20 protein-coding genes and 1 pseudogene are annotated in these 20,333 nt (G+C 62.1%); 8 read left to right on the top strand and 13 right to left on the bottom strand.

All coding sequences use genetic code 11. From position 1 onward, the window contains the following. Positions 1-53 precede the first annotated feature (53 nt). Positions 54-353 carry a hypothetical protein gene (locus AOT87_RS05430; protein WP_057964063.1) on the top strand — a complete coding sequence of 100 codons (300 nt, stop codon included), beginning with the start codon at positions 54-56 and terminating at the stop codon, positions 351-353. Here AOT87_RS05430 and AOT87_RS05425 read toward each other — a convergent pair. The 4 genes from AOT87_RS05425 to AOT87_RS05410 form a co-directional block, all read right to left on the bottom strand. After that, entirely contained in the window at positions 350-1,381 is a 1,032-nt protein-coding gene (locus tag AOT87_RS05425; RefSeq protein ID WP_057968482.1) for a M4 family metallopeptidase, read from the bottom strand. The two genes, AOT87_RS05430 and AOT87_RS05425, sit on opposite strands and share 4 nt — an antisense overlap. Before the next feature lie 81 nt (positions 1,382-1,462). Then, a complete protein-coding gene (locus tag AOT87_RS05420) occupies positions 1,463-1,726 on the bottom strand; it encodes a protealysin inhibitor emfourin (RefSeq protein WP_030095271.1) in 264 nt (87 codons plus the stop codon). 10 nt (positions 1,727-1,736) lie between these two features. Beyond that, positions 1,737-2,771 (bottom strand): M4 family metallopeptidase, encoded by a 1,035-nt coding sequence (locus tag AOT87_RS05415; RefSeq protein WP_057968483.1) that lies wholly within the window; start codon positions 2,769-2,771, stop codon positions 1,737-1,739. A 94-nt stretch (positions 2,772-2,865) separates the two neighbouring features. Next, positions 2,866-4,452, bottom strand: a complete 1,587-nt coding sequence (locus AOT87_RS05410; RefSeq protein ID WP_057968484.1) for an ABC-F family ATP-binding cassette domain-containing protein — start codon at positions 4,450-4,452, stop codon at positions 2,866-2,868. Positions 4,453-4,639: 187 nt separating this feature from the next. Between AOT87_RS05410 and AOT87_RS05405 the strand changes: the two genes are divergently transcribed. Beyond that, positions 4,640-5,587 (top strand): hypothetical protein, encoded by a 948-nt coding sequence (locus AOT87_RS05405; RefSeq protein WP_234795817.1) that lies wholly within the window; start codon positions 4,640-4,642, stop codon positions 5,585-5,587. 2 nt (positions 5,588-5,589) lie between these two features. Here the strand turns inward: AOT87_RS05405 and AOT87_RS05400 are convergent, their stop codons facing one another. Together AOT87_RS05400 and AOT87_RS05395 are read right to left on the bottom strand one after the other, a co-directional pair. Then, a complete protein-coding gene (locus tag AOT87_RS05400) occupies positions 5,590-6,291 on the bottom strand; it encodes a hypothetical protein (protein WP_057968486.1) in 702 nt (233 codons plus the stop codon). Between the two features lie 113 nt (positions 6,292-6,404). Further along, complete coding sequence (locus AOT87_RS05395; protein ID WP_109398855.1) at positions 6,405-7,073, bottom strand: M15 family metallopeptidase; 669 nt, start codon at positions 7,071-7,073, stop codon at positions 6,405-6,407. A gap of 50 nt (positions 7,074-7,123) precedes the next feature. Here AOT87_RS05395 and AOT87_RS05390 point away from each other — a divergent pair, with 50 nt between their 5' ends. The 3 genes from AOT87_RS05390 to AOT87_RS05380 all read left to right on the top strand — a co-directional run bounded on the left by AOT87_RS05390 (position 7,124) and on the right by AOT87_RS05380 (position 9,576). Further along, positions 7,124-8,155 carry a catalase family peroxidase gene (locus tag AOT87_RS05390; protein WP_057968487.1) on the top strand — a complete coding sequence of 344 codons (1,032 nt, stop codon included), beginning with the start codon at positions 7,124-7,126 and terminating at the stop codon, positions 8,153-8,155. After that, the gene (locus tag AOT87_RS05385; RefSeq protein WP_057968488.1) at positions 8,155-8,685 is read left to right on the top strand and encodes a cytochrome b/b6 domain-containing protein; all 531 of its coding nucleotides are present in this window, start codon (positions 8,155-8,157) and stop codon (positions 8,683-8,685) included. Before AOT87_RS05390 ends, AOT87_RS05385 begins: the two co-directional genes overlap by 1 nt. A gap of 66 nt (positions 8,686-8,751) precedes the next feature. After that, positions 8,752-9,576 (top strand): glycoside hydrolase family 16 protein, encoded by an 825-nt coding sequence (locus AOT87_RS05380; RefSeq protein ID WP_057968489.1) that lies wholly within the window; start codon positions 8,752-8,754, stop codon positions 9,574-9,576. Here AOT87_RS05380 and AOT87_RS05375 read toward each other — a convergent pair. Beyond that, on the bottom strand, positions 9,558-10,448 hold the full coding sequence (locus tag AOT87_RS05375; protein WP_165589978.1) for a helix-turn-helix transcriptional regulator: 891 nt from the start codon (positions 10,446-10,448) through the stop codon (positions 9,558-9,560). The genes AOT87_RS05380 and AOT87_RS05375 overlap by 19 nt on opposite strands. 162 nt (positions 10,449-10,610) lie before the next feature. Between AOT87_RS05375 and AOT87_RS05370 the strand changes: the two genes are divergently transcribed. Next, positions 10,611-11,516, top strand: coding sequence for an alpha/beta hydrolase (locus tag AOT87_RS05370; RefSeq protein ID WP_057969488.1), 906 nt, complete (start codon positions 10,611-10,613; stop codon positions 11,514-11,516). A 5-nt stretch (positions 11,517-11,521) separates the two neighbouring features. Here the strand turns inward: AOT87_RS05370 and AOT87_RS05365 are convergent, their stop codons facing one another. Further along, on the bottom strand, positions 11,522-12,292 hold the full coding sequence (locus AOT87_RS05365) for a S1/P1 nuclease (protein WP_057968490.1): 771 nt from the start codon (positions 12,290-12,292) through the stop codon (positions 11,522-11,524). A 124-nt stretch (positions 12,293-12,416) separates the two neighbouring features. Here AOT87_RS05365 and AOT87_RS05360 point away from each other — a divergent pair, with 124 nt between their 5' ends. Beyond that, positions 12,417-12,686 carry a hypothetical protein gene (locus tag AOT87_RS05360; RefSeq protein ID WP_057968497.1) on the top strand — a complete coding sequence of 90 codons (270 nt, stop codon included), beginning with the start codon at positions 12,417-12,419 and terminating at the stop codon, positions 12,684-12,686. An 8-nt stretch (positions 12,687-12,694) separates the two neighbouring features. Here the strand turns inward: AOT87_RS05360 and AOT87_RS05355 are convergent, their stop codons facing one another. Then, on the bottom strand, positions 12,695-15,058 hold the full coding sequence (locus AOT87_RS05355) for an arylsulfatase (RefSeq protein ID WP_057968491.1): 2,364 nt from the start codon (positions 15,056-15,058) through the stop codon (positions 12,695-12,697). Between the two features lie 174 nt (positions 15,059-15,232). Here AOT87_RS05355 and AOT87_RS05350 point away from each other — a divergent pair, with 174 nt between their 5' ends. Then, positions 15,233-16,051, top strand: coding sequence for an RsiV family protein (locus tag AOT87_RS05350; RefSeq protein ID WP_057968492.1), 819 nt, complete (start codon positions 15,233-15,235; stop codon positions 16,049-16,051). Between the two features lie 80 nt (positions 16,052-16,131). Here AOT87_RS05350 and AOT87_RS28300 read toward each other — a convergent pair. The 4 genes and pseudogenes from AOT87_RS28300 to AOT87_RS28620 form a co-directional block, all read right to left on the bottom strand. Further along, positions 16,132-16,422, bottom strand: a pseudogene (locus AOT87_RS28300) (sulfatase-like hydrolase/transferase); the annotation flags it as partial. A 75-nt stretch (positions 16,423-16,497) separates the two neighbouring features. Continuing rightward, positions 16,498-18,576, bottom strand: coding sequence for an AAA family ATPase (locus AOT87_RS27570; protein ID WP_081343184.1), 2,079 nt, complete (start codon positions 18,574-18,576; stop codon positions 16,498-16,500). Then, entirely contained in the window at positions 18,573-19,175 is a 603-nt protein-coding gene (locus tag AOT87_RS05340) for an ABC-three component system middle component 2 (protein WP_131727344.1), read from the bottom strand. Before AOT87_RS05340 ends, AOT87_RS27570 begins: the two co-directional genes overlap by 4 nt. Beyond that, positions 19,172-20,200: a hypothetical protein gene (locus tag AOT87_RS28620; RefSeq protein WP_131727343.1), complete on the bottom strand. Its 1,029-nt coding sequence runs from the start codon at positions 20,198-20,200 to the stop codon at positions 19,172-19,174. The genes AOT87_RS05340 and AOT87_RS28620 overlap by 4 nt, the downstream gene beginning before the upstream one ends. Positions 20,201-20,333: the final 133 nt, after the last annotated feature.

Here is a 20,333-nt window from a genome sequence, read left to right as displayed (position 1 = left end):
GAGGTCCCATCTTGCCTCAGCCGAGCGAGCTAACATGGTGGAGGAGGTTCGTCATGCGGTTCGCAGCAGTGGTGATGTCGGCGGTGATGGCGCTGTCACTTGCGCCGATAGCGGCCGCGGACCCCAACTGGCCGGTGGCCGGATCCGGCTCGGCCAGCGAAACCATCTCGGCGCTGGAAAGTCAGGGGTACGAGGTCCAGATCAACTGGGTGAACGGCAACACCTTGACCCCGCTGGTGTACTGCACCGTCAACGGGATCAACAACCCCGACCGCTCGGGCACGCAGGTGAAAGCCAACACGACGGTGTATGTCGACGTGTCCTGCCCCAACTACTGGGATGTGGGCGACTAAAGCCCGACCTCGGTCCAGGCCTCGTCAACTGCGCTCGCGGGTGAGTCAGCACCGGGGCGGGCCGTCGCGATCTGCCGGGTGAGTTTGGCGAAAGCCTTGAACGTCATGTTCTTGCGGGCCTTCGGGCTGGTCAGCGCCTCATACCAGACCGTCCCCACCGCCTCCCAGGATTTGGCGCCGTGTTTGGTCGCCGCCAGATAGAACGCGTGGTTGGGGATGCCGCTGCCGTCATGCGGATCACTGCCGGGCACATAGTCGCGATAGTGAGCCGGTTGCGGCGAAAGGCAGTGCTCGGCAGCGGGATCGGCGAGATCCCGCAGGCAGGTGTAGCCCTTGGCGAGGGCCCGCGGACCCAGGATGTCCTTGCCGATCAACCAGTCGGCCTTATCCGCGCTCTGACCTGCTTGCCACTGCCGGAACATCGAACCGAAGACATCCGAGACACTCTCGTTCAAGGCCCCGGCCTCGTTCTCGTAGTTCAGACCCGCGGTGAATTGGGTAACCCCATGTGTGAGTTCATGACCGATCACATCGTTGGCCTTAGTGAAGTCCAGAAACAGCTGACCGTCACCGTCGCCGTAGGCCATCTGCGAACCGTTCCAGAACGCGTTGGCGTACTTGACGCCGTAGTGGACCGACGAGATCAGCGTCATACCGGCGTTGTCAACGGAGTTGCGCCCGAAGCACTCCCGGTAGAACCGCACGACGTCAGCCGTCTCGGTGAACGCCCGCTGGACGGTGGCGTCCTTGGATGTGGCCGGATCGGCCACGGCGACACCCGGCAACGAGGTGGTCTGCCGGCAATCGAACACCGGCGTTTCGGGGACCTTGGCCAGCGCCGTGATGGCGGCGCTGATGGTATTGCCGCTTGCCGTCCGGGTGGCTCGCGTGTGCGCATTACGCAAGGTACGCCAAGACAATTCGGATGCCGCGGTGTCCAGCAGCGCGACCCGCGAGTCTTCGGCGATATCACCATCCTCAGCCAGTCGCGTCAGTACGGCCGGGGGGATGATGAAACGGTTGCACATTGCGAATCAGCCTACCCGGCAATGCGGATGCCCGCTCAGCGCGAGCGGTGAACTGTCAGGTCCCGCCGCGTCAGCCGTCCGTTAGATTCGCTCTTTGACGACCTGCCGAACGGCGTCGGGCAGCAGACTTTCCGGGATAGCCCGCGTGGTCCGATCAGACCCGCTGACCCGGGTCACCGTGTAGGTGAAGCGGTCGGCACCCGGGTCGCCCGGAAGCGACCCGGGACTGTCCAACAGTCCATCCAATGCACGTCGCGCCTCGGGGTCCAAGCTCTGGTCAGTACACGTACCGCTGGCCGGAAGCCCGGTGAATCCGCCCCGTCTGTCGATGAGGTACTCCACCATGACGGCGACGCTACAGCCCGACCGCGGTCCACGCGTCGTCAATCGCCTTATGCACCGATTCGGCGGCTGCATTGGCGGCGGAGATCTCACGCGTCAGGTTCGCAAAGGCCTTCATCTTCATGTTGGGACGGGCTTTCGGGCTGGTCAGAGCCTCGTACCAGACGGTGCCCACGCCCTGCCAGGAGTAGCCGCCGTGCTTGGTCGCCGCAAGATAGAAGGCGTAGTTGGGGATGCCGCTGCTCTCATGCGGGTCGCTGCCGGGCACGTAGTCGCGGTAGTGCGACGGCTGCGGTGCCAGGCAGTGCCGGGCGCCCGGATCGGACATGTCGCGCAGGCAGGTGTAGCCCTTGGCAATGGCCCGCGGACCCAGGATGTCCTTGCCGATCAACCAGTCGGCTTGGTCGACCGTTTGTCCGGCGCTCCACTGCCGGAACATCGATCCGAACACATCCGACATGCTCTCGTTGAGGCCACCGGCTTCGTTCTTGTAGAGCAGGCCCGCCGTGTACTGGGTGACGCCATGCGTCAGCTCGTGGCCGATCACGTCGTTGGATCCGGTGAAGTCGACGAAGATCTCACCGTCCCCGTCGCCGTAGGTCATCTGCGAGCCGTTCCAGAAAGCGTTGGAGTAGTTCACGCTGTAGTGCACAGAGGACACCAGGGTCATGCCTTCGTCGTCCACGGAGTTGCGCCCGAAGCAGTCCTTGTAAAACTTTGCGACCGCAGCGGTTTCGGTGAACGCATGCTTGGCGGAGGTGTCGGTGGAGGTGCCCGGATTCGCGATCGTGATACCGGGCAGCGAGGTGGTGTGCTTGCAGTCGAACACCGGGGTGCCGGGCGCGGTGGCCAGTGCCTTGGCTACGGCGACGAACGCATCGGCGCGGGCCAGCAGCCCGGCCCGGGTGGCTTCGGTGTGCGCGTCGCGCAATGTGCGCCAGGCCGTTTCGGATGCGGCCGTGGCGGCCAGGGCCGTGCGCGAATCGTCGGCGACGCTGTCATCGTCGGCCAATCGCAGCAGGACATCTTGGGGGATAATGAAACACATCGTGAGTCTCCTTGACATGGCCGCGGGTGCGCGGTTCTGGAACATGACGAGCTCAGCGTGCGTGTGACGTAGCCCTCCGGACGTGCGTACCGCACTACCCGATTTCCGGTTCCGTCCTCCAGTCCGTCTGCACGGCACCGATGTCGTCAAGGAATCCAAGGTCGTGGCTGGCCACCACCAGGGCTCCCCGGTACTCCCCCAGCCCCGACACCAGGGCGTCGTAGGAGGCGAAGTCCAGGTTATTGGTGGGCTCGTCGAGGAGCAGCAGCTGCGGCGCGGGGTCTGCCAGCAGCACCGCCGCCAGCGTCGCCCGGAACCGTTCACCACCGGACAGCGCACCGACCAGCCTGTCGGCGGCATTGCCGCGGAAGAGAAATCGCGCCAGCCGCGCGCGAACAGCATTCATGTCGGCATGCGGGGCACGGCGCGCCACGTTGTCGGCGACACTGAGCGCATCGTCGAGCAGGTCAAGGCGCTGCGGAAGCAGTCCCAACGGAACATGCACCGTCACAGTGCCTTCGGCGGCCGGGATGGCTCCCGCAATGGTGTGCAGCAGCGTGCTCTTTCCCGAACCGTTGAGCCCCACCAACCCCACCCGCTGGGGCCCACGAAGATTCAGATGTGCGGCCACCCCATGGCGCAGCACCAGGTTCTCGGTGCTCAGGACCACGCGCCCGGCGGGAACCTCGGTGCCCGGCAGGTCGATACGGATGGACCGGTCGGCACGCAGCCGGGTCTGCGCCTCATCGAGCGTCTCGCGGGCCTTGTCCAGCCGGTCGGTCTGGGTTTGTTTGAGTGCTGCCGCCGATTCCTGCGCGGCCCGCTTGCGCAGCCCCATCACGATCTTGGGTTCGCGCTTGTTGGCCTGCATCTTGGCGCCGTAGCGACGCCGCTGTGCGATCACCCGTTCGGCCTCGGCCAGGTCACGGCGCTCGCGGCGCACATCGGCCTTGGCCGTCGAGATTGCCTGCGCGGCAGCCTCCTGTTCGGCCATGATCGCGGCCGCGTAGTCGCTGTAGCCACCGCCGTACCAGGTGACGGCGCCCTCGCGCAGATCGCCGATGCGCTCCACATGCTCCAGCAGTTCACGGTCGTGGCTGACCACCAGCAGCGTGCGCTGCCAGGACGAGACCAGTTCGTACAGGTGCCGACGGGATTCGCCGTCGAGGTTGTTGGTCGGCTCGTCGAGCAGCAGCACATCGGGGCGTTGCAACAGCAGCCGGGCCAAACCGAGCCGGATCACCTCACCACCGGACAGATCTCCGAGCGTGCGGTCCAGCACCGCCGCAGGTAATCCGAGCCGGTCCAGCTCGGCGCGCACCCGCTCGGCCAGGTCCCAGTCGTCGCCGACGGTGTCGAAGTCGGCCTGGTCGGTGGACCCGTTCTCGATGGACGCGATGGCCGTCAGCACCGGTGTCAGACCCAGCAGGTCGGGTACCGACTGGTCGGTGCGGATGGTGAGATCCTGTGGCAGGTAACCGATATGACCCGAGGTGTGCACCATCCCCGAGGTCGGCGACAACTCTCCCGCGATGAGCTTGAGCAGTGTGGACTTGCCGGAGCCGTTGACTCCGACCAGCCCGGAGCGGCCCGCCGGAACCAGCATGTCGAGTCCGTCGAGAACGACGGAACCGTCGGAATGTGTGTAGGTGAGAGCGTTCGAGGAGATGACAGCAGACATGGAGGGGACTTCCTGTGAGGTGGGGTCGCCGAAATCGCGCGATGGCGCGTCGGCGTAATGCCAGACCTCACAGATCCATGTCGTACCTTTCGTCGGGGACGAGGACGCCAGCCAGGTTAGGCGCAGCAGGCTTGGGAGGCAAGGGAATTTTCCTCCCAGGTCAGGGCGTCGCGCGTAGCATGCTGCCATGCCGGCCGATGCAGCGTCGGAGGAGCCAGCGCGTCAACCTGACGATGCGCCGGGAAAAGTTGATGCCCCGGCCGCTGAGGACTCGCCGGATACGGTGTCGATCCTTCGCCCCGTGATCGCCGTGATCACCACGGTGGGAACACCGTTGACGATGATCACCGCGCTGCTGCTGTATTTCGGTTGGGCACGCAGCGATGCGCAGTCCCGGTGGATGGGCATCGAGGTGAGCCTGTTCCGCTTCACCACCCAGGACTACGTGCTGCGCAGCATCAGCACCCTGTATCTGCCCATCCTGGCATCGGCGGTCATCGGAATCGTCTGGCTGGCAGCGCATCGCGCGGTGACCGACAAGATCGAGCGCGACGGCATGACCGACACGATCCGGGTGATCTGCCGGGTGACCATGCTTGGCGGGCTGGGCATCGCCATCCTGGGCGTGGTGCTGCCCGCATTTACGCGCTCCTGGGAACCCGGGACGGTGGTGTGGCCGCTCATGATCGCGATCGGCACGGCGCTGGCGGTGTACGGCAGACATTTGAGCCGCCGGGGCCAGGAACGTGCGCGCCCCCGCAATGCCATTGCCCGTCCCCCAGATGTGCTGGAGGCCGTGCTCGTCGGCATTGTGATTGCGGCAGCGATGTTCTGGGCCGTGCAGGGATACGCCGACATCGTCGGGCGGGGGTACGCGCAGCGCTACGAAGCGTCGGTGTCGTCGCTGCCCCGGGCGACGGCGGTCAGCGAGAGCCCACTGGGTATCGATTCGCCCGTGGTGCGCACCGAGGAGATCACCACCGGGCCCAAAACGCTATACCGAACCACGGGATTACGGCTGCTCGCCGAGTCCGGGGGGCGGTTGTTCCTGATGACCGAGGGGTGGACCGTCCAGAACGGCAGCATCATCGTGCTGGACGAGGACGATTCAGTGCACTGGCAGTTCTCGCACTGACCTCACCGCGTCGGTGCGGTGGTGGTTGTCGTACTCGAGGTGGTCGTGGCTGACGTCGTGCTCGATGACGTGGTGCTCGATGTCGTGGAACTGGTTGTGGAGGAATCGGTCTCGTCCGGGGGCACGAAGCTGTTGTTGTCCTTCGAACATGCCGTCCGGCCGTCGGTCTGCGGGTACGTCAGCTCGGGCTGGCGGCCCGGGTTCGCCTCATGCCAGGCAAGGAGCTTGCTGACCATGGCCGCGATGGTGTCGTCGACACATTGGGCCGGGCCGATCTCGACACCCGTACCGCGCGCCGCGAAGGCCGTGGCCGCGACGTCCCATTGGCTCTCTTCGCCGTTCACCGCGGCCCGGCATACCCCCACCGCCGCCTCGTAGAGGTTGCCTTCGGGTTTCTGCACGTTCTTGAGGCTGTCGCAGTCGTGCTTGAGGAAGTAGACGTAGACATCCCAGCCCGGTGTCGGGAAGGCCGGGTCCTTGGGCCCGTAGGGCACCCACGCGAGTCCGTCGTCCTTGGGTGTCTTGCCGGAGGTGGACGACCCACCGCCGCCGGTACTTTCGTGCGAACCCCCGCCCTCGTGGGTGATTGTCGTCTGATCGGTGACGGTCTGCGTCACGGTGCGGGTGGCGGTCTCACCGGCGCCGCCGCAGGCGACCAGAAGGGAACCCACGAGCACCGCGAGCGGAATCGGCGATGCAGGCATGGCAACCTCCCAGCGGGATCGTTCGATCCGAAAGGGAAATTACTCCGGTAGAGCGGTGTCGCACCGGGTACTGGACTACTCAATTTCTCCCGAGTAGTGGAACAACCGTGTGGTCAGTTGACGGGAGCGTTGAGGAAGGGGCGTCCCTCACCGGCGCCGGGCCCGTCGAAGTGCCACCACTCCCCCGAGTACACCTGCAGGCCGCCCGCCTGCATGGCGCCGCGCAGGCGGGCGCGGTTGGCCTGCTGATCGGCGCTCACCCCGTCGGTGGCGTAGGCCAGGGAACGCGGCGAGAAATCATCGAATCCGGTACCCATATCAACCAAGCCGCGCGCGTTGGCCAGGGTGACATCCACCGAACGTCCGGCCTCGTGGCTGCGGGCGTACTGGCCGGGTTTGGCGACCCAGTTCGGGTTGGGCACCACCTGGAACATGCGAACCTGCACCTCATGCGGGCGGTAACAGTCCCAGAAGACCAGCCGCTCGCCGTTGGCGCGCAGGGTGTCGGCGGCGGTCTTGAGGCCGGGAGCCATCGACTCGTGCACCAGACAGCGCGCGTTGGCCGGGTACAGCTGTACACCGGTGAAGTTGTTGGTGGTGGCATAGCGCAAATCGATGATCGCGTCGGGAACGACGCTGCGCACGTCCAGCAGTCCGGCGGCGCGCGCGGCGTCACTTACGGGTGGGATATCGGGGTCGGCGCTGGCAGGCGCGACCTGGCCCAGAGCGCACCCGAGACCGAGGGCGGCGTATCCGAGACCGAGGATGAGACGCTTCATCATCGTTTCATTGTCCTCGGTGTGCTCTCAGATTCGCGTATTAGGCTCGTTTCGTGGTCGCACCCAAGCTGGACCGGCGCATGTTCTTAGGTCTGGTTGCCGCCGGCGCCGTCACCGTGACGGGACTGGGTGGCTTCCTGGCTCTGGAGGGTCGCGGCGGGCTGCGGCTGACCGGGCGCTCCTTTATCGACCTGTTCGAGGCGACCGGCGGAAAGTTCGTCGGGTATCGGCGTAATCACGCCAAAGCTCTTGCGGTGTCGGGCCGTTTCGAAAGCAACGGCGCGGGCGCGGAGGTCTCGTCGGCGTCGGTGTTCGTCGAGGGTGTGCATCCCGTCGTCGGACGGTTCTCGGTGGGCGGGCAGAACCCGCATCAGCCGGACACTGGGTCTGGACAGGCGCTGGCCCTGGAGTTTTCGCTTCCCGGCGGTGAGCAGTGGCGCACCGCGATGGCGGCCGCGCCGGTGTTCATGGCGCCGACGCCCGAGATGTTCTACGGGCTGCTGACGGCCCGGAGTTCGGGCAAGGACGCTGCGGCGGCATTTCTGCGGGATAACCCGCCGGCCGCGGCCGCTCAGAAGCTGATCGAGGCGGCGCCCAAGGCGTTGTCTTTTGAGACCGCCACCTACAACAGCCTCAACACGTTCATTTTCGTCACCAAGGACGGTGCCCGGACTCCGGTGCGGTGGCGGGTGATTCCCGACGGTGACGAGTCCGGCGCCCCGGTGAAGAACGGGCCCAATTGGATGTTCGAGGCGCTGGCCAACCGGGTGCGTCGCGGTGAGCTGCGGTACCGGTTGGTGCTGCAGGTCGGTATGCCCGGTGTGGATCCAACGCATGATCCGACGCTGCCGTGGCCACCCGACCGTGAGCAGATCGACGTCGGGACGCTGGTGCTGGGACACGCGATCCTCCAAGAGCAGGAACGCATTCGGGATACCAACTTCGATCCGACGTTGTTGCCCAACGGAATTGAGATATCCGATGATCCGATCCTTACCGCGCGTGCAGCCGTCTATGCGGAGTCGTTCCGGCGCCGCGCGCGGGAGACTCCGGCGCCGGTGGAGCAGTTCGGGCAGGACATGTGATGACTGAGTCCACGGGTGTCGAGCGTTTCGGATTGGCGGCGCAGCTTCTGCATTGGCTGATGGCGGTTTCGATCATCACGATGTTGGTGCTGGGCGCCCTGCTGGTCGGATCGCTGGGCGACTATCCGATGGTGCTGGCCTGGCACAAAGCCGTCGGCGTGGTGGTGTTGGTGCTCGCGGTGCTGCGCGTCGGGAACCGGATTTGGCACAAGCCGCCGCCGTTGTCCCTGGCACAGCCGGAACGGTTCATCGCAGCAGGTTCCGAGCTCGCGATGTACACGCTGTTCCTGGCGCAACCGGTGATCGGATGGGCGCTGGTGTCGGCGTCTGGGGTTCCGGTGACGATCGCCGGACTGCATTTTCCGTCGATCGTGCCGACCAGCATCGGGTGGTACGGCGTGCTGCGCGAAGCGCATGCGTGGGTGGCCTACGCGTTGCTCGCCTGCATAGTTGCCCACGTCAGCGCCGTGCTGTTTCACACGATCGGGTTGCGGGACGGACTACTCGCGAGGATGCTTCCGCGCCACTAGCAGCCAAAATAGGCGGGGCTGCGTTCATCGGCGGGTTTCAACCATTATCGTTTCGGGGTGCCCGAAATGGATCGCCGTAAGTTGATACTGACCATGGGCTTCGGCATCGCCGCAGCCGCCCTGCCCCTCCCGACGGCTCAGGCCGACCCGGGACGTAGCCCGGCGGCGCCGCCCGATGCCCAGTCCAGTGGCTTTGTCTTCCGCGACGAGTTCGACGGTCCTGCCGGTTCGGCCCCCGATGGTTCCAAGTGGGTGGCCGCGAAGTTCCGCGAGAAGATCAAGAACCCGGTGTTCTGGGACCGCCCCGAGAACATGGGCGAGTACCGCGACAGCCGCACCAACATCTTCCTCGACGGGAAATCCAACCTGGTGATCCGCGCGACGAAGGAAGGCAACAAGTACTTCAGCGGCAAGCTGCACGGCACCTTCCGCGGCAGCGTCGGTCACACCTTCGAGGCGCGCATCAAGTTCAACTGCCTGACTGACGGCGCGTGGCCGGCATGGTGGCTGCTGAACGACAACCCCGAGCGGGGCGGCGAGATCGACCTTGTGGAGTGGTACGGCAACCGTGACTGGCCCTCGGGCACCACGATCCACGCGCGCCTGGACGGCACCTCGTTCGAGACGCTGCCGATGCCGGTGGACAACAACTGGCACACCTGGCGCTGCACCTGGACCGATGCCGGGCTGTACTTCTGGATGGACTACCACGACGGCATGGAGCCGTACCTGACGGTCGACGCCAATTCCCTTGATGATTGGCCGTTTAACGACCCGGGCTACACCCTGCAGCCGATGCTGAATCTGGCGGTTGCCGGTTCCGGTGGTGGCGATCCGTCGGGTGGTTCCTACCCGGCGGAGATGCTCGTGGACTACGTGCGGGTCTGGTAGTCACCGAGCGGAGCTGCCGACTCCGGGAGACTGGCCGCAATGCGTGCCAGGGCACTAAAGGCATGACGTGATTGCGCGTTCTGGGTTGGCACCAGAAACACCAACGTTGTTTCGTGGGTCTCAGCACGTTGGTAGATCTGCGAATCCAGGGTGAATTCCCCGGCAACGGGGTGCCGGTAACGCTTACGGCCGGAGGTGTTGTGGTGCGCCACCGTCTGCGATGTCCACCAGAGGTGAAAGTCTCGGTCGCGTGCGGAGAGCTCCCCCACTAGTTCAGCCAGGCGGGGGCTGTGCGGGTTACGCGCCGCGTCCATACGCAGATAAGCCACACACGTACGGCCCACTGATTCCCAATCGAGATACATCGCGCGAACCCGCGCGTCCAAGAATGCCAGCCAGACCAGGTTTCGGTGCTCACGTGGAACCTGCGCGAAGTCCAGGAACAACGCGGACGCAAGGGTGTTCCAACCCAGAATGTCCAGGTAAGGGCCGAGCGCCAGTACCGGCACATCACTGAGGTGCGCTAAGAGGTTGCGGGTTGAAGCATCGACCGTCATATCGCCATTCGACATGGGGATCGCCGGCTTTCGAGCCAGCGTACGAACGTAGGTTTCCTGATCAGCGTTGAGCCGTAACGCTTCACATACTGCGGCCAACGTGTATTCGGAGACGCTGGAAAGCCGCCCCTGCTCCAAGCGTGCGTAGTAGTCGGCGCTGATCCCCGCGAGCTGTGCGACCTCCTCGCGCCGCAAGCCGCTGACTCGCCTTATCCCCGCTACTGGGGGTAGCCCGACTTGATCGCGAGTCAGCTCCGCGCGGCGTGCCCGCAAAAACGGTCCCAGTTCGATACGGGCCTCGGAGATATCTGCCATGGGCAGAGCATGCCATCCGAATCGCATTCGCCAGTTCGGTCCGGGTAGGTAAAAAGTACCTAGGGACAGGACCTAGCCGCGCCACGAAATCTCAACCAGGATGAGTCGATAGCGGCTAGTTGATGGTCGGTCGCAATTCCGCACGAGCAGAAGAGGCCAACAATGCCCGAGAGTGTCCGGTTCACCAGCAAAGGCCTACAACTGGCAGGGAATTTGTACTATCCCGAATCCACGGAAGACGGCCTGCCTGCGGTCGTGGTTAGCCACCCGTTCGGCGGAGTGAAGGAACAAACAGCCGGCCTCTACGCACAGGAATTGGCCGCAAAGGGTTTCGTGGCGTTGACATTCGACGCGAGCTATCAAGGCGAGAGCGAGGGCGAGCCACGTTTCCTGGAAGATCCGTCCACGCGGGTCGAGGACATTCGTTCGGCGGTCTCGTTCTTGACCACCGTGGCGCGGGTGGACCCTGATCGGATTGGCGCTCTGGGTATTTGCGCATCCGGCGGCTATGTCCCCAACGCCGCCGCCACCGATCAGCGGATCAAGGCTATCGGGACTATCAGCGCTGCCGACATCGGATCGCTATACCGCGACGGGCTCGGCGGTGGACAGAGCGTGGAACAGCTCCAGCAAGCGCTTTCCGCGGCGGCCGTCGATCGCACCGCCCAGGCCCAAGGCGCCAAGCCGGCACTCGCACATGTGGTTCCCGAACCAGACGAAATCACTGCCGACACCCCCTCGTTGTTCGCAGAAGGAACCAACTACTACCGCACCCCCCGGGCCCAGCATCCGAACTCTCCGAATTGGTATGTGGCGTCCAGCATCGTTCCGATCGCGGCGTACTCCTCGTACGACCACGTCGATCTCATTTCTCCTCGCCCACTGTTGATGATCGCAGGCACCGAAGCGGACACGCTGTACTTCAGTGAACAGGCCATCGCCAAGGCGGCTGAGCCGAAGGAGCTCTACCTGATCGACGGCGCCACGCATATCGACCTGTACGACAGGCCGCAGTATGTGGGCCCCGCCGTCGAGAAACTCGCCGAGTTCTTCGCAAAGTACCTGTAGGCGCTCTAGCTCAGCGTCTCGTTGATCAAGCGGGCCAGGCGATCACCGGCCAGGCGCAGCTGCGCCTCGGCGATCGGGCGGTACTGGTTGGTGTAATCGGTGCCGATGGTCGAGGTGTTCGGGTACGCGCCCACGGCGATGTGGCAGGTGTCCTGCGCCCAGTCGACGGGATCGGTGCTGCCGAGATCGGGTGCGGGCAGGGCCTGAACCACCAGGGTGTACTGGGTGTCGTTGAGGCCGCGGGTGTTCAGTAATCCGCTGTCCCACACCGAATGCAGGTTGGTAGAGCGGCCGTTGTAGGTCAGCGGAATGTCGTTGCCGCCGCGGTCGCGGGCGTAAGCGTCATGCATCGGCTGGTGGATATCGCCGACGAAATGCACCACGAACTTCAGCGCCTCCTGACGTTCGGCATCCGTTTTGGAGGTGTCGCCCAGGATCGCCGCCTGGTTGCGGATGGCCTCGATGACGTTGTTGCCGTTGTCGCCATTGATCGCGGGCACGTATTGGCAATTGTTCTCGGCGATATCGGCGTAGTGCCAGGGGGCGGTGTTCGGTCGGCTGGGGCGCACCTGGTCGGCCCAGTTGGCCACGCCCGCGAGCGTCGGGGTAGCTTGTCCGGCCAGCAGGCGCGAGACCTCGGCGCGGGCGGCGGGTGTGAGCTGCGCATCGGCGACAGCCCCCACAATGCTGTGCCCCTGCGGACCCCACGCGGACGCCAGCGGTGCGGTCACGAGCAGCAGCGCGGCGGCAACCACCAATACGCCAAACTTTTTCATCACCAGTCCACGGTGACACAGTGTCGCCGCGATGGCGCAAGTAGACACCTACTCGTTCTGTGAGTTCACCGCATCGTCAAGTTGTGGCTGCCCAGAGCGCGCGGTGGCGCGTAGCATCCGATTCGTGAGCATCTGGCGGCGTATCGATGGCAAGCACACCGGTGTTGGTCGTGACGAGCCTGTGGCCGAGTGCGGTCAGGAAGTCGCCGAGGCCGCCGCCGAGGCACCCGGCCCGATCTACATCTGGGACGGCGCCACACCCGAGAACCGGCAGGGCGGATTCGCGATCGACGAGTACCACCCCGGCTCGGCGGTGACCGCGCAGATCGTGATCGAGTCCGCGAAGAAGCCGCCGTTCGGTGAGTGGGAACAGCTCACCGAGTGGCCCGCCTAATCTTTGGCTCAGTCCTTGGCGAAGGCGATCGCGAGCTTCTTCTCCAGGTTTTCGTACGGCTCCCCCGAGATGTCGACGACCACCTGCGCGATAGTGCCGCCGGTGAAGGCGTACGGCACCTGGTAATCCGAGGACACCGCCGATCCGCTGTTGCGCCCGACCGACAGGCTGGCACCCGCGAGACCGAATGTGCCCGGGTGGATTTCAACTCCGGCGAGTGAACCGACGGCTTCTTCGTCGATGAACAGCGTCACGTCGCCGAGCGGGGTGTGGCTGCCCGCGACCGTGCCGGTCTTGGCGAAGCGGGCTCCCAGCACATGGGCGCCCAACGGCACCGTGCCCGGCGAGGACACCTTCTGCTCCTTCTCCCCCATGAAGTTGTAGATGTAGTGCAGCCGTCCGTCCTGGATAAACAGCACATTGCCGCCGTGGGCGCCGCCCTGCTTGAAGATCACGCCCTCGGCATCGGCGGTGTCGATCGCTACCTCGGCGAGCACTGAAAACGACTGTCCCCGAATCTCCACCGCGGCACCGAGTCCGACCTCAGCGGTGTTCGGGTAGTACGTGAACGAGGTCCGCTCCCCCGCCAGGTAGGGCCGCCATCGGGTCAGGGTTTCCAGGATGTTCAGGTCGGCCAGGGGTAGACCGTTGTACTTGGCGGCCTCGTCAAACCAGAGTTGTTTGAGCTCTTCGAGTTTGTCCGGGTGAGCGTCGGCGAGGTCGTGGCATTGGCTGCGGTCGGACTCGATGTGAAACAGCTCCCAGCGGTCCTTGTCGAAGTGCGACCAGCCCGAGGGTGTGGCGGCGTGCACGGTGTTGGCGAACCAGCCCTTGTGCCAGATGCCGCGGGTGCCGAGCATCGTATAGAACTGAGTGTCCTTACCGGTGTCAGCGTTTGCATCTTTCAGCGCCGCTGTGAAACTGATGCCATCGAGCGGTTTCTGAGCGATGCCCTTCACCGTGTCGGGCGGGGTGATGCCCAGCAGCTCGTAGATGGTCGGGGTGATATCGCTGACGTTCACGTAGGCGTCGCGGACCTCACCGTGTGCGGCGATCCCCTTGGGCCAGCTAATGATTGCAGTATCGGCGATGCCGCCCTCATGCGAGGCGTAGCGCTTGTAGAGCTTGTACGGGGTGTTGAACGCCATCGCCCACCCGATTGGGTAGTGGTTGTAGGTGTCGGTGCCGCCGAGGTTGTCGTAGAAGCGCAGGCTCTCCTCGACGGTGTCGATGTAGCCGTTGAAGAACTTGACCTCGTTGACCGATCCGTTGGGTCCGCCTTCGCCGCTGGCCCCGTTATCGGAGATCACCACGATGATGGTGTTGTCGAGTTGGCCCGATTCGTCGAGGTAGTCCAAGACTCGGCCGATCTGGTCGTCGGTGTAGCTCAGGAATCCGGCGAAGACTTCGGCCATGCGGGAGAAGAGGCGCTTCTCTTCGTCGTTGAGCGAGTCCCACGGGCGCACGGTGTCCTGTAGCGGCCAGGGTTCGCCGTTGGGTCCCTTGACGTCCAGATATGGGTTGACGGGCGACAATTCGGTGTCCGGCGGAACGATGCCGAGCTTCTTCTGGTTCTCCAGCACGATCTCGCGGTACAGCTCATAGCCCATGTCGAACGTGCCGGCGTACTTGTCGGCCCATTCCTTGAAGACGTGGTGCGGAGCGTGGCCGGCACCCGGGCAGACGTAGGAGAACCACGGCTTGTCGGGGGCGATCACCTTGGCGTCGCGGATGAATTCGATGGTCTTGTCGGCGATGTCCTTGGACAGGTGATAACCCTCTTCGGGGGTGGCGGGCGGCTCGACGGGGTGGTTGTCGTAAACCAGGTCCGGGTACCACTGGTCGGTCTCGCCGCCCATGAATCCGTAGAAGCGCTCGAAGCCTCGCGAGAGCGGCCAATGCCGTTTGGTGGCGGCAAGATTCGACTCTTCCAACGGAGTCAGGTGCCATTTGCCGACGCAGTAGGTGTTCCAGCCCTTCTCGGCGAGCACCTCGGAGAGCAGCGCGGTGTCGAAGGGGATGCGGCCGCTGCAGTTCGGGAAGCCGTCGGTGAATTCCTCGATGGTGGCCATGCCGACAGTGGTGGCGTTGCGGCCGGTGAGCAACGATGCGCGGGTCGGCGAGCACAGCGCGGTGGTGTGAAACTGCGAGAGGCGCACGCCGCGCTCGGCGATGCGGCTCATGGCAGGCATCTGCACCAGTCCGCCGAAGCAATCCCAGGTGGCGATGCCGGTGTCATCCCAGACGAGGTACAGGACGTTGGGTGCGCCCTCGGGCGCGGTGGGTGCGGCGTACGGGGTCCAGTCCGGTTCGGAATCCCTTATATCCAGGGCGATTTTGCCGTTGAATCCGGATTCGGGTGATCCCGTCATGGCTACTCCCTCGTAGGGGTTCAAGATCCAAGGACGCAGTGATCGTAACGGGGTGACGGGGCTGCGGAGAGGGCTTCCACCTGATTATCAGGAGCTTCAAAGGTGCAGGTCGGTTCGGTCGCTCAGTTCTGCGGTCCGGGCACTTGGTTCACCTTGCGAAGTTAGAGTGCAGGCGTGCCCTACTTATCCATACGCTCGGTAAGCGTGTCCGTACTGGCCACGGCTGCCGCCATCTTCGGTTTTTCTGGCGTAGCGGGGGCCGCGCCGCACGACTACTGCGCCGACCTCAAGGGCAATAACACCGGCACCACGTGTGAGATCCGCCTCTCAGACCCCGGGTACAGCGTCGACATCACCATTCCGCTGAACTACCCGGAGCAGAAGCCGATCGCCGAATATGTCGCCAAGACGCGCGACGCGTTCCTCAACACGGCCAAGTCCAACACCGCCCGCAGCACGCCGTATCAGCTGAGCATCAAGCCGACGGCATACACCTCAGCGATTCCCCCGCGCGGCACGCAGACCGTGGTGTTCAAGGTGTACCAAAACACCGGGAGTACGACGACAACGTTCAAGGCGTACAACTGGGATCAGAGCTATCGGAAGCCGATTCTCTACACGGTGGCGCAGGACGACAAGGAAAGTGCTCCGCTGTGGCGGGTCGACGATCCGCTGAAGACCGTCGCACCGATTGTCCAGGCTCAGCTGCAGCAGCAGCTGGCCCCGCCGCCGGTGGCGACTCCCACGCCGACGACGACCTCGGGGCAGCCGACTACCACCACGTCGGCTACGACTTCCACTACGACGCCACCTCCCCCGCCGCCGCTGCCGTTCTCGCCCGCGTCGCTGTACAACCCTTCGAACTATCAGAATTTCGCGGTGCTCAACGACGGGGTGATGTTCTTCTTTGACCAGGGCGCGATACTGCCCGACTCATACGGGGCGTTGCAGGTGCTGGTGCCGCGGTCCGCGATCGACCCTATGATCGCGTAAGGCTTTGAGCCTCCCGCTGGTCATCGGATTGTGTATGCGGGCGTACTCAACATGGCGGGCAAGACATTCCATCGCTTTACCGCCATGCCTACGATGGGCGCGTTGCGACGGGTGAGCAGCGAGGCGCGGATGGGCGAACAGAGCACGGTGGCGTGAAATTGCGAGAAACGGACGCCTCGCTCAGCGATACGACTCATGGCGGGCATCTCCACCAGACCGCCGAAGCAGTCCCAGGTTGCGATGCTGGCGTCATCCCGACGAGATACAGAATGTTAAGTGGCTGCGGGTGCCGCGTAGGTAGCCCAGTCAGGCTCGGAATCCCTTACGCCCAGGGCGATCTTGCCGTTGAGTCCGGAGACTGGCGATCCCATCATGGCTGCTCCCAAGCGTCCGTCAACAGCCCTCGACAGCACCCACGTCTCGCCTAATTTGACTCATGCTTGCACCTAGATCTCTGAAGCAGGCTGCACATCGAAGTCATCACCGTCAGCCTCTTCAGCTGCCGATACCAAGTCATCGCCCACCCCGGTTTCGTTGTCTATCAGCCCAAAGGGAGGGACTGCAGGGTCTCGCGTATAGCGAATTACGATGTGCTTGACTGCAAGATCAGGTGGTGTGTTATCGACAAAGATCAGCTGAGCACCCGCGCCCGCAGCCGACAACCAGCTGTCGATGTGCCGATAGAAACGCTCAACCAACCGAATGTCGGCGAACTCTGTATCGTCCGCGGCCCCACCCAAATTTTTCTGTGGCGTGTCTATCATCAAAAAGCCCGGGTGAGCGTCATTGCCTTCATAGGCAACTTCAAAGATCGCAAGCGCCCACGCGAGGGATATCAAGACTTGGCCGCCACTACTGGCTTCTCGAAAATGCTCATTACGTACGTACGGAACAAGGTTCTTATCAAGGTGGGGGGGGAGTATTCCATCCTCTTTAATCTTGGGGTACTCGATCTCATACAAAATATCTCTAAAACGCTCGGATAGCCGATGTAGAATTGACTCTCTGTCTGGACGTTGTTGCCTATCTCTCCGTTGTTGTCGTAACAAGCCTAGATTTTTCTCGGCACGATCAACATCTACCGCCTTCGCCTCAAGGCCTTTTCGAAGCCTCAAGCCATTACCAATTTCATTAATTCGTACTAGGAGATTCTGCTGCTGAGCCTGCAGCTCATTCCGCTCTCCCAGGAATGGCGTCACAGCCGACCTTGTCGCTTCGTCAAGCCTGACACCCACTTCCGCTTCGGCGTGAGCATCTTCATCTGCTTGCGACCGAAGGCCATCTAGCTCCTCTCCAAGCCGTAACCAAAAATCGTCAAGTTCGCGGTAACGCCTTTTCGCAGCGCGCAGTTCGCGTTGAGCGCTGACTTTCGAATCAGCATTGAACATGGCGGAACTATCATGATTCGACTGAACGTTGTGATTACAGAGAGTGCAGCGCCCATTCTCCAATGCCGGAGGAACCTCAAGCGTATTTAGACATGCCGGGCATACTTCAACAGATAGCTGATTAAAGCCGCCTTCCGCTTCCACAAGCAGAGTTAGCTTTCTGACATCGTCTGCATACTGCGCCCTCAAACTGCCAAAACGATTGAGTAGCGAAACCCGGTCGCGAACTTTCGCAGACGAGCGACTGGCAGCAGTCGACAAAGCCGCATGATGACTACGAAGCTCGGCCGCAAATTCAGAAGCAGCAGACTCTCTGACTCTCAACTCTTGTAGGCGATGTCGTACGGTGGCCAATTGGCCAGTCAACTCAGTCGCTTCAATTTCCAGGCGTGCATGCGACTTAGGTTCTTGCTTTGCAACAAATTCTTGAAGTTGTTCTAACGATCGACGCTGTTGATCCAAGGCAGACTGCGCATCCCTAATACGCCTTGCCAAATCAGCCTCTTCATTGTCATGGACACCAAAGACCGCATCGACGACCTGCCTGAGTTTGATAGCTTTTTGTATATTTCCCGAGTTTAAGAGTTGTTGGCTACCAATGCGTTCATTCAAGAACAAACATAGCCACATCAAATCACGGAAGCTAAGACGGTCAGTCGACGACTCCTCTTGCGTTGGAGCCTCCTTGAGATTTACGTCCTGAAGATTCACAGTGGCTAGTAGAAATTGCGACAGGCTTTGTGAATCACTTGTAGGCTCAATCACGTATGTGGTTGCGGAGATTTGATCGATGTTGTCCAAGTCAGAAGGATAAACTTGAGTACGCTGCCCATTCAACGCGCGCTCAATTGTAAACAGGCCATCAGCAGTTTGGATCTCCAACAGAACTGAACGAACTTGCCTCAGCACCTCTTGCGAGGAAGGATAGCTTGACCCACCCAGCGCATAAGAGATAAAGCGCAAGACGCTAGTCTTGCCAGTGTTTGTACGGCCAGCAATTATGCTGCACGGCCTGCAGACTCCACTCTCCGACCGAAAATCTGTTTCGTAATTGCGAGTCGCACCGACCAGCCGCAACCGGCGGATACGAATTCCCCCATTTGCAACCGGCTGCATATCTTGGCTGACAGAACTCACAGCCCTCCCCGCATCAAGGTCTCTGTGTAGGTGGAATTTACTGAGCCGTATAAGTCAAGAAGCAGTGACGGGGTCTTGAGCCATCCTCGAGCTGCCTGACTAAGCTGATTGTCCGATAGCAATCGGAGCCGACTGTGCACTACGCGCACCGACTGCCGATACTGGTCCACGTACAGTGCGGTCAGCGATTCGACAAAATCCTGACCCATAGAGGTTATTTCGTAGCCTCCATGGCGCATCTGAGCTAGGCGGTACGCAACCAACACCGCCACATCGTGTTGTAGGCGTTTCCTCCGATTCGCGAACCGCGATCCGGTTGATGCATAGGACAGCTGTCGCTCATCGAAAGATGCCTGATGGAGCTGAGCATGTTGCAACTCGTCGTCGGTTCCAAAGATCGCAAATGGGTTTGCCGCAAAGAAGTCATAATAACCAAGTCTCTCCAATTCAATAGCCTTCGCACCCACCGGCGCGACCTCTTGCAGCAAGATCATCAATTGCGTTAGGCGAAACACTGGAAAGTCTTCAGGAGCGATGTACTCGCCGATGCCGACCGCTCGCCCTTCACCCACTCCGTATGGATTCTGCGAATTGCTCATACGATTTCCTGGACCTCGTCCCGAAGCTGTGAATTACTTGGGTTGGATGCTGACCGCTCATCGTGTTCGGCGGCTACAACTTTCCAATCGTGGACCCACCCAGCGCGAGTTTCATCTACGATCTTATGCATAAGTCCGCGTATATGTAGATGCCGGAGTGGCAACACCGCCGGGGCTTGGACTTCTGAAGTCCGATTCATAACTGTCGAGAATAGTCGACGCGCGGAAGCTTGGTAGTCATCACTATTCGGAGCCGTAGCTGGATCAGCCACTGCGTCCTCCCACTTAGCCAGCAGAGAGATATCTACCTCGCGTATCGCTGCCACTTCCTCCGATACTGATCTCGCGGCAATATCACGTGTAAGTAGATCCGCATTGAAATACGATGCCTTCTGCGCGTCCGACGCCTGGATTCCCGCTACAACCATCTGTTTCACAAATAGTGTGCCTTCATAATCTGGCGTATCTTCCATTGACACTGGAATATCACTCAAACCGCTATTCGCAGCGCACTTATCTACCCGAATTGACGAAGCTCCATAAAATTCATTCCAGATAGGCTTGACGTCTGGAGACATTAACATTCGACGCAACCGAGGCGCATCCCAAAGATCTACACTTACCGTCGGGTGAGCCTTCTTCCATTCCCTGACCTTACTATCCCACCAGCGGCGCTCGGGAGCGCTCAGCTCGCATGCGACACACAACGTCCAGGCCTCTACGGTGTAGCCATACCTGGTCGCGTTATCCATTGCTGATTTAAACGACTTTCGAATTTGCGCCTTCTGAGAATCGCCAATCTCTGTGTAGAAATACTTTGACTGCCAAATCATCACTTTATCTACTAGACTTCCAACAAAGACGTCAATCCCCCAATCACCTGGATCGGCTCTCACATCGGTAGCGGTCGGATGGGTTACACCCACCAACGCAGAAAGCATTCGATGGAAGTCGACGCGGCCAGCCTCGTCACTACCGGTCCGAATAGCGTGTATACGAAAATCGATAAGTGCTGGCCCTGTCATCCTCGCTGAAGCCTGCCACTGACTAGCGGGGGCCGCCTCACGCAACCTGCACTCTTCATAGCTACACCCCCAACGGCAACTAAGACAACGCTCCTGGGCCAATTTCGCGACAGCTTAGCGTATTAGACCGCCA

This window comes from Mycobacteroides sp. H003 (genome assembly GCF_001440135.1).
GTDB lineage: Bacteria > Actinomycetota > Actinomycetes > Mycobacteriales > Mycobacteriaceae > Mycobacterium > Mycobacterium gwanakae.
This window is presented reverse-complemented; position numbering and strand designations above follow the sequence as displayed.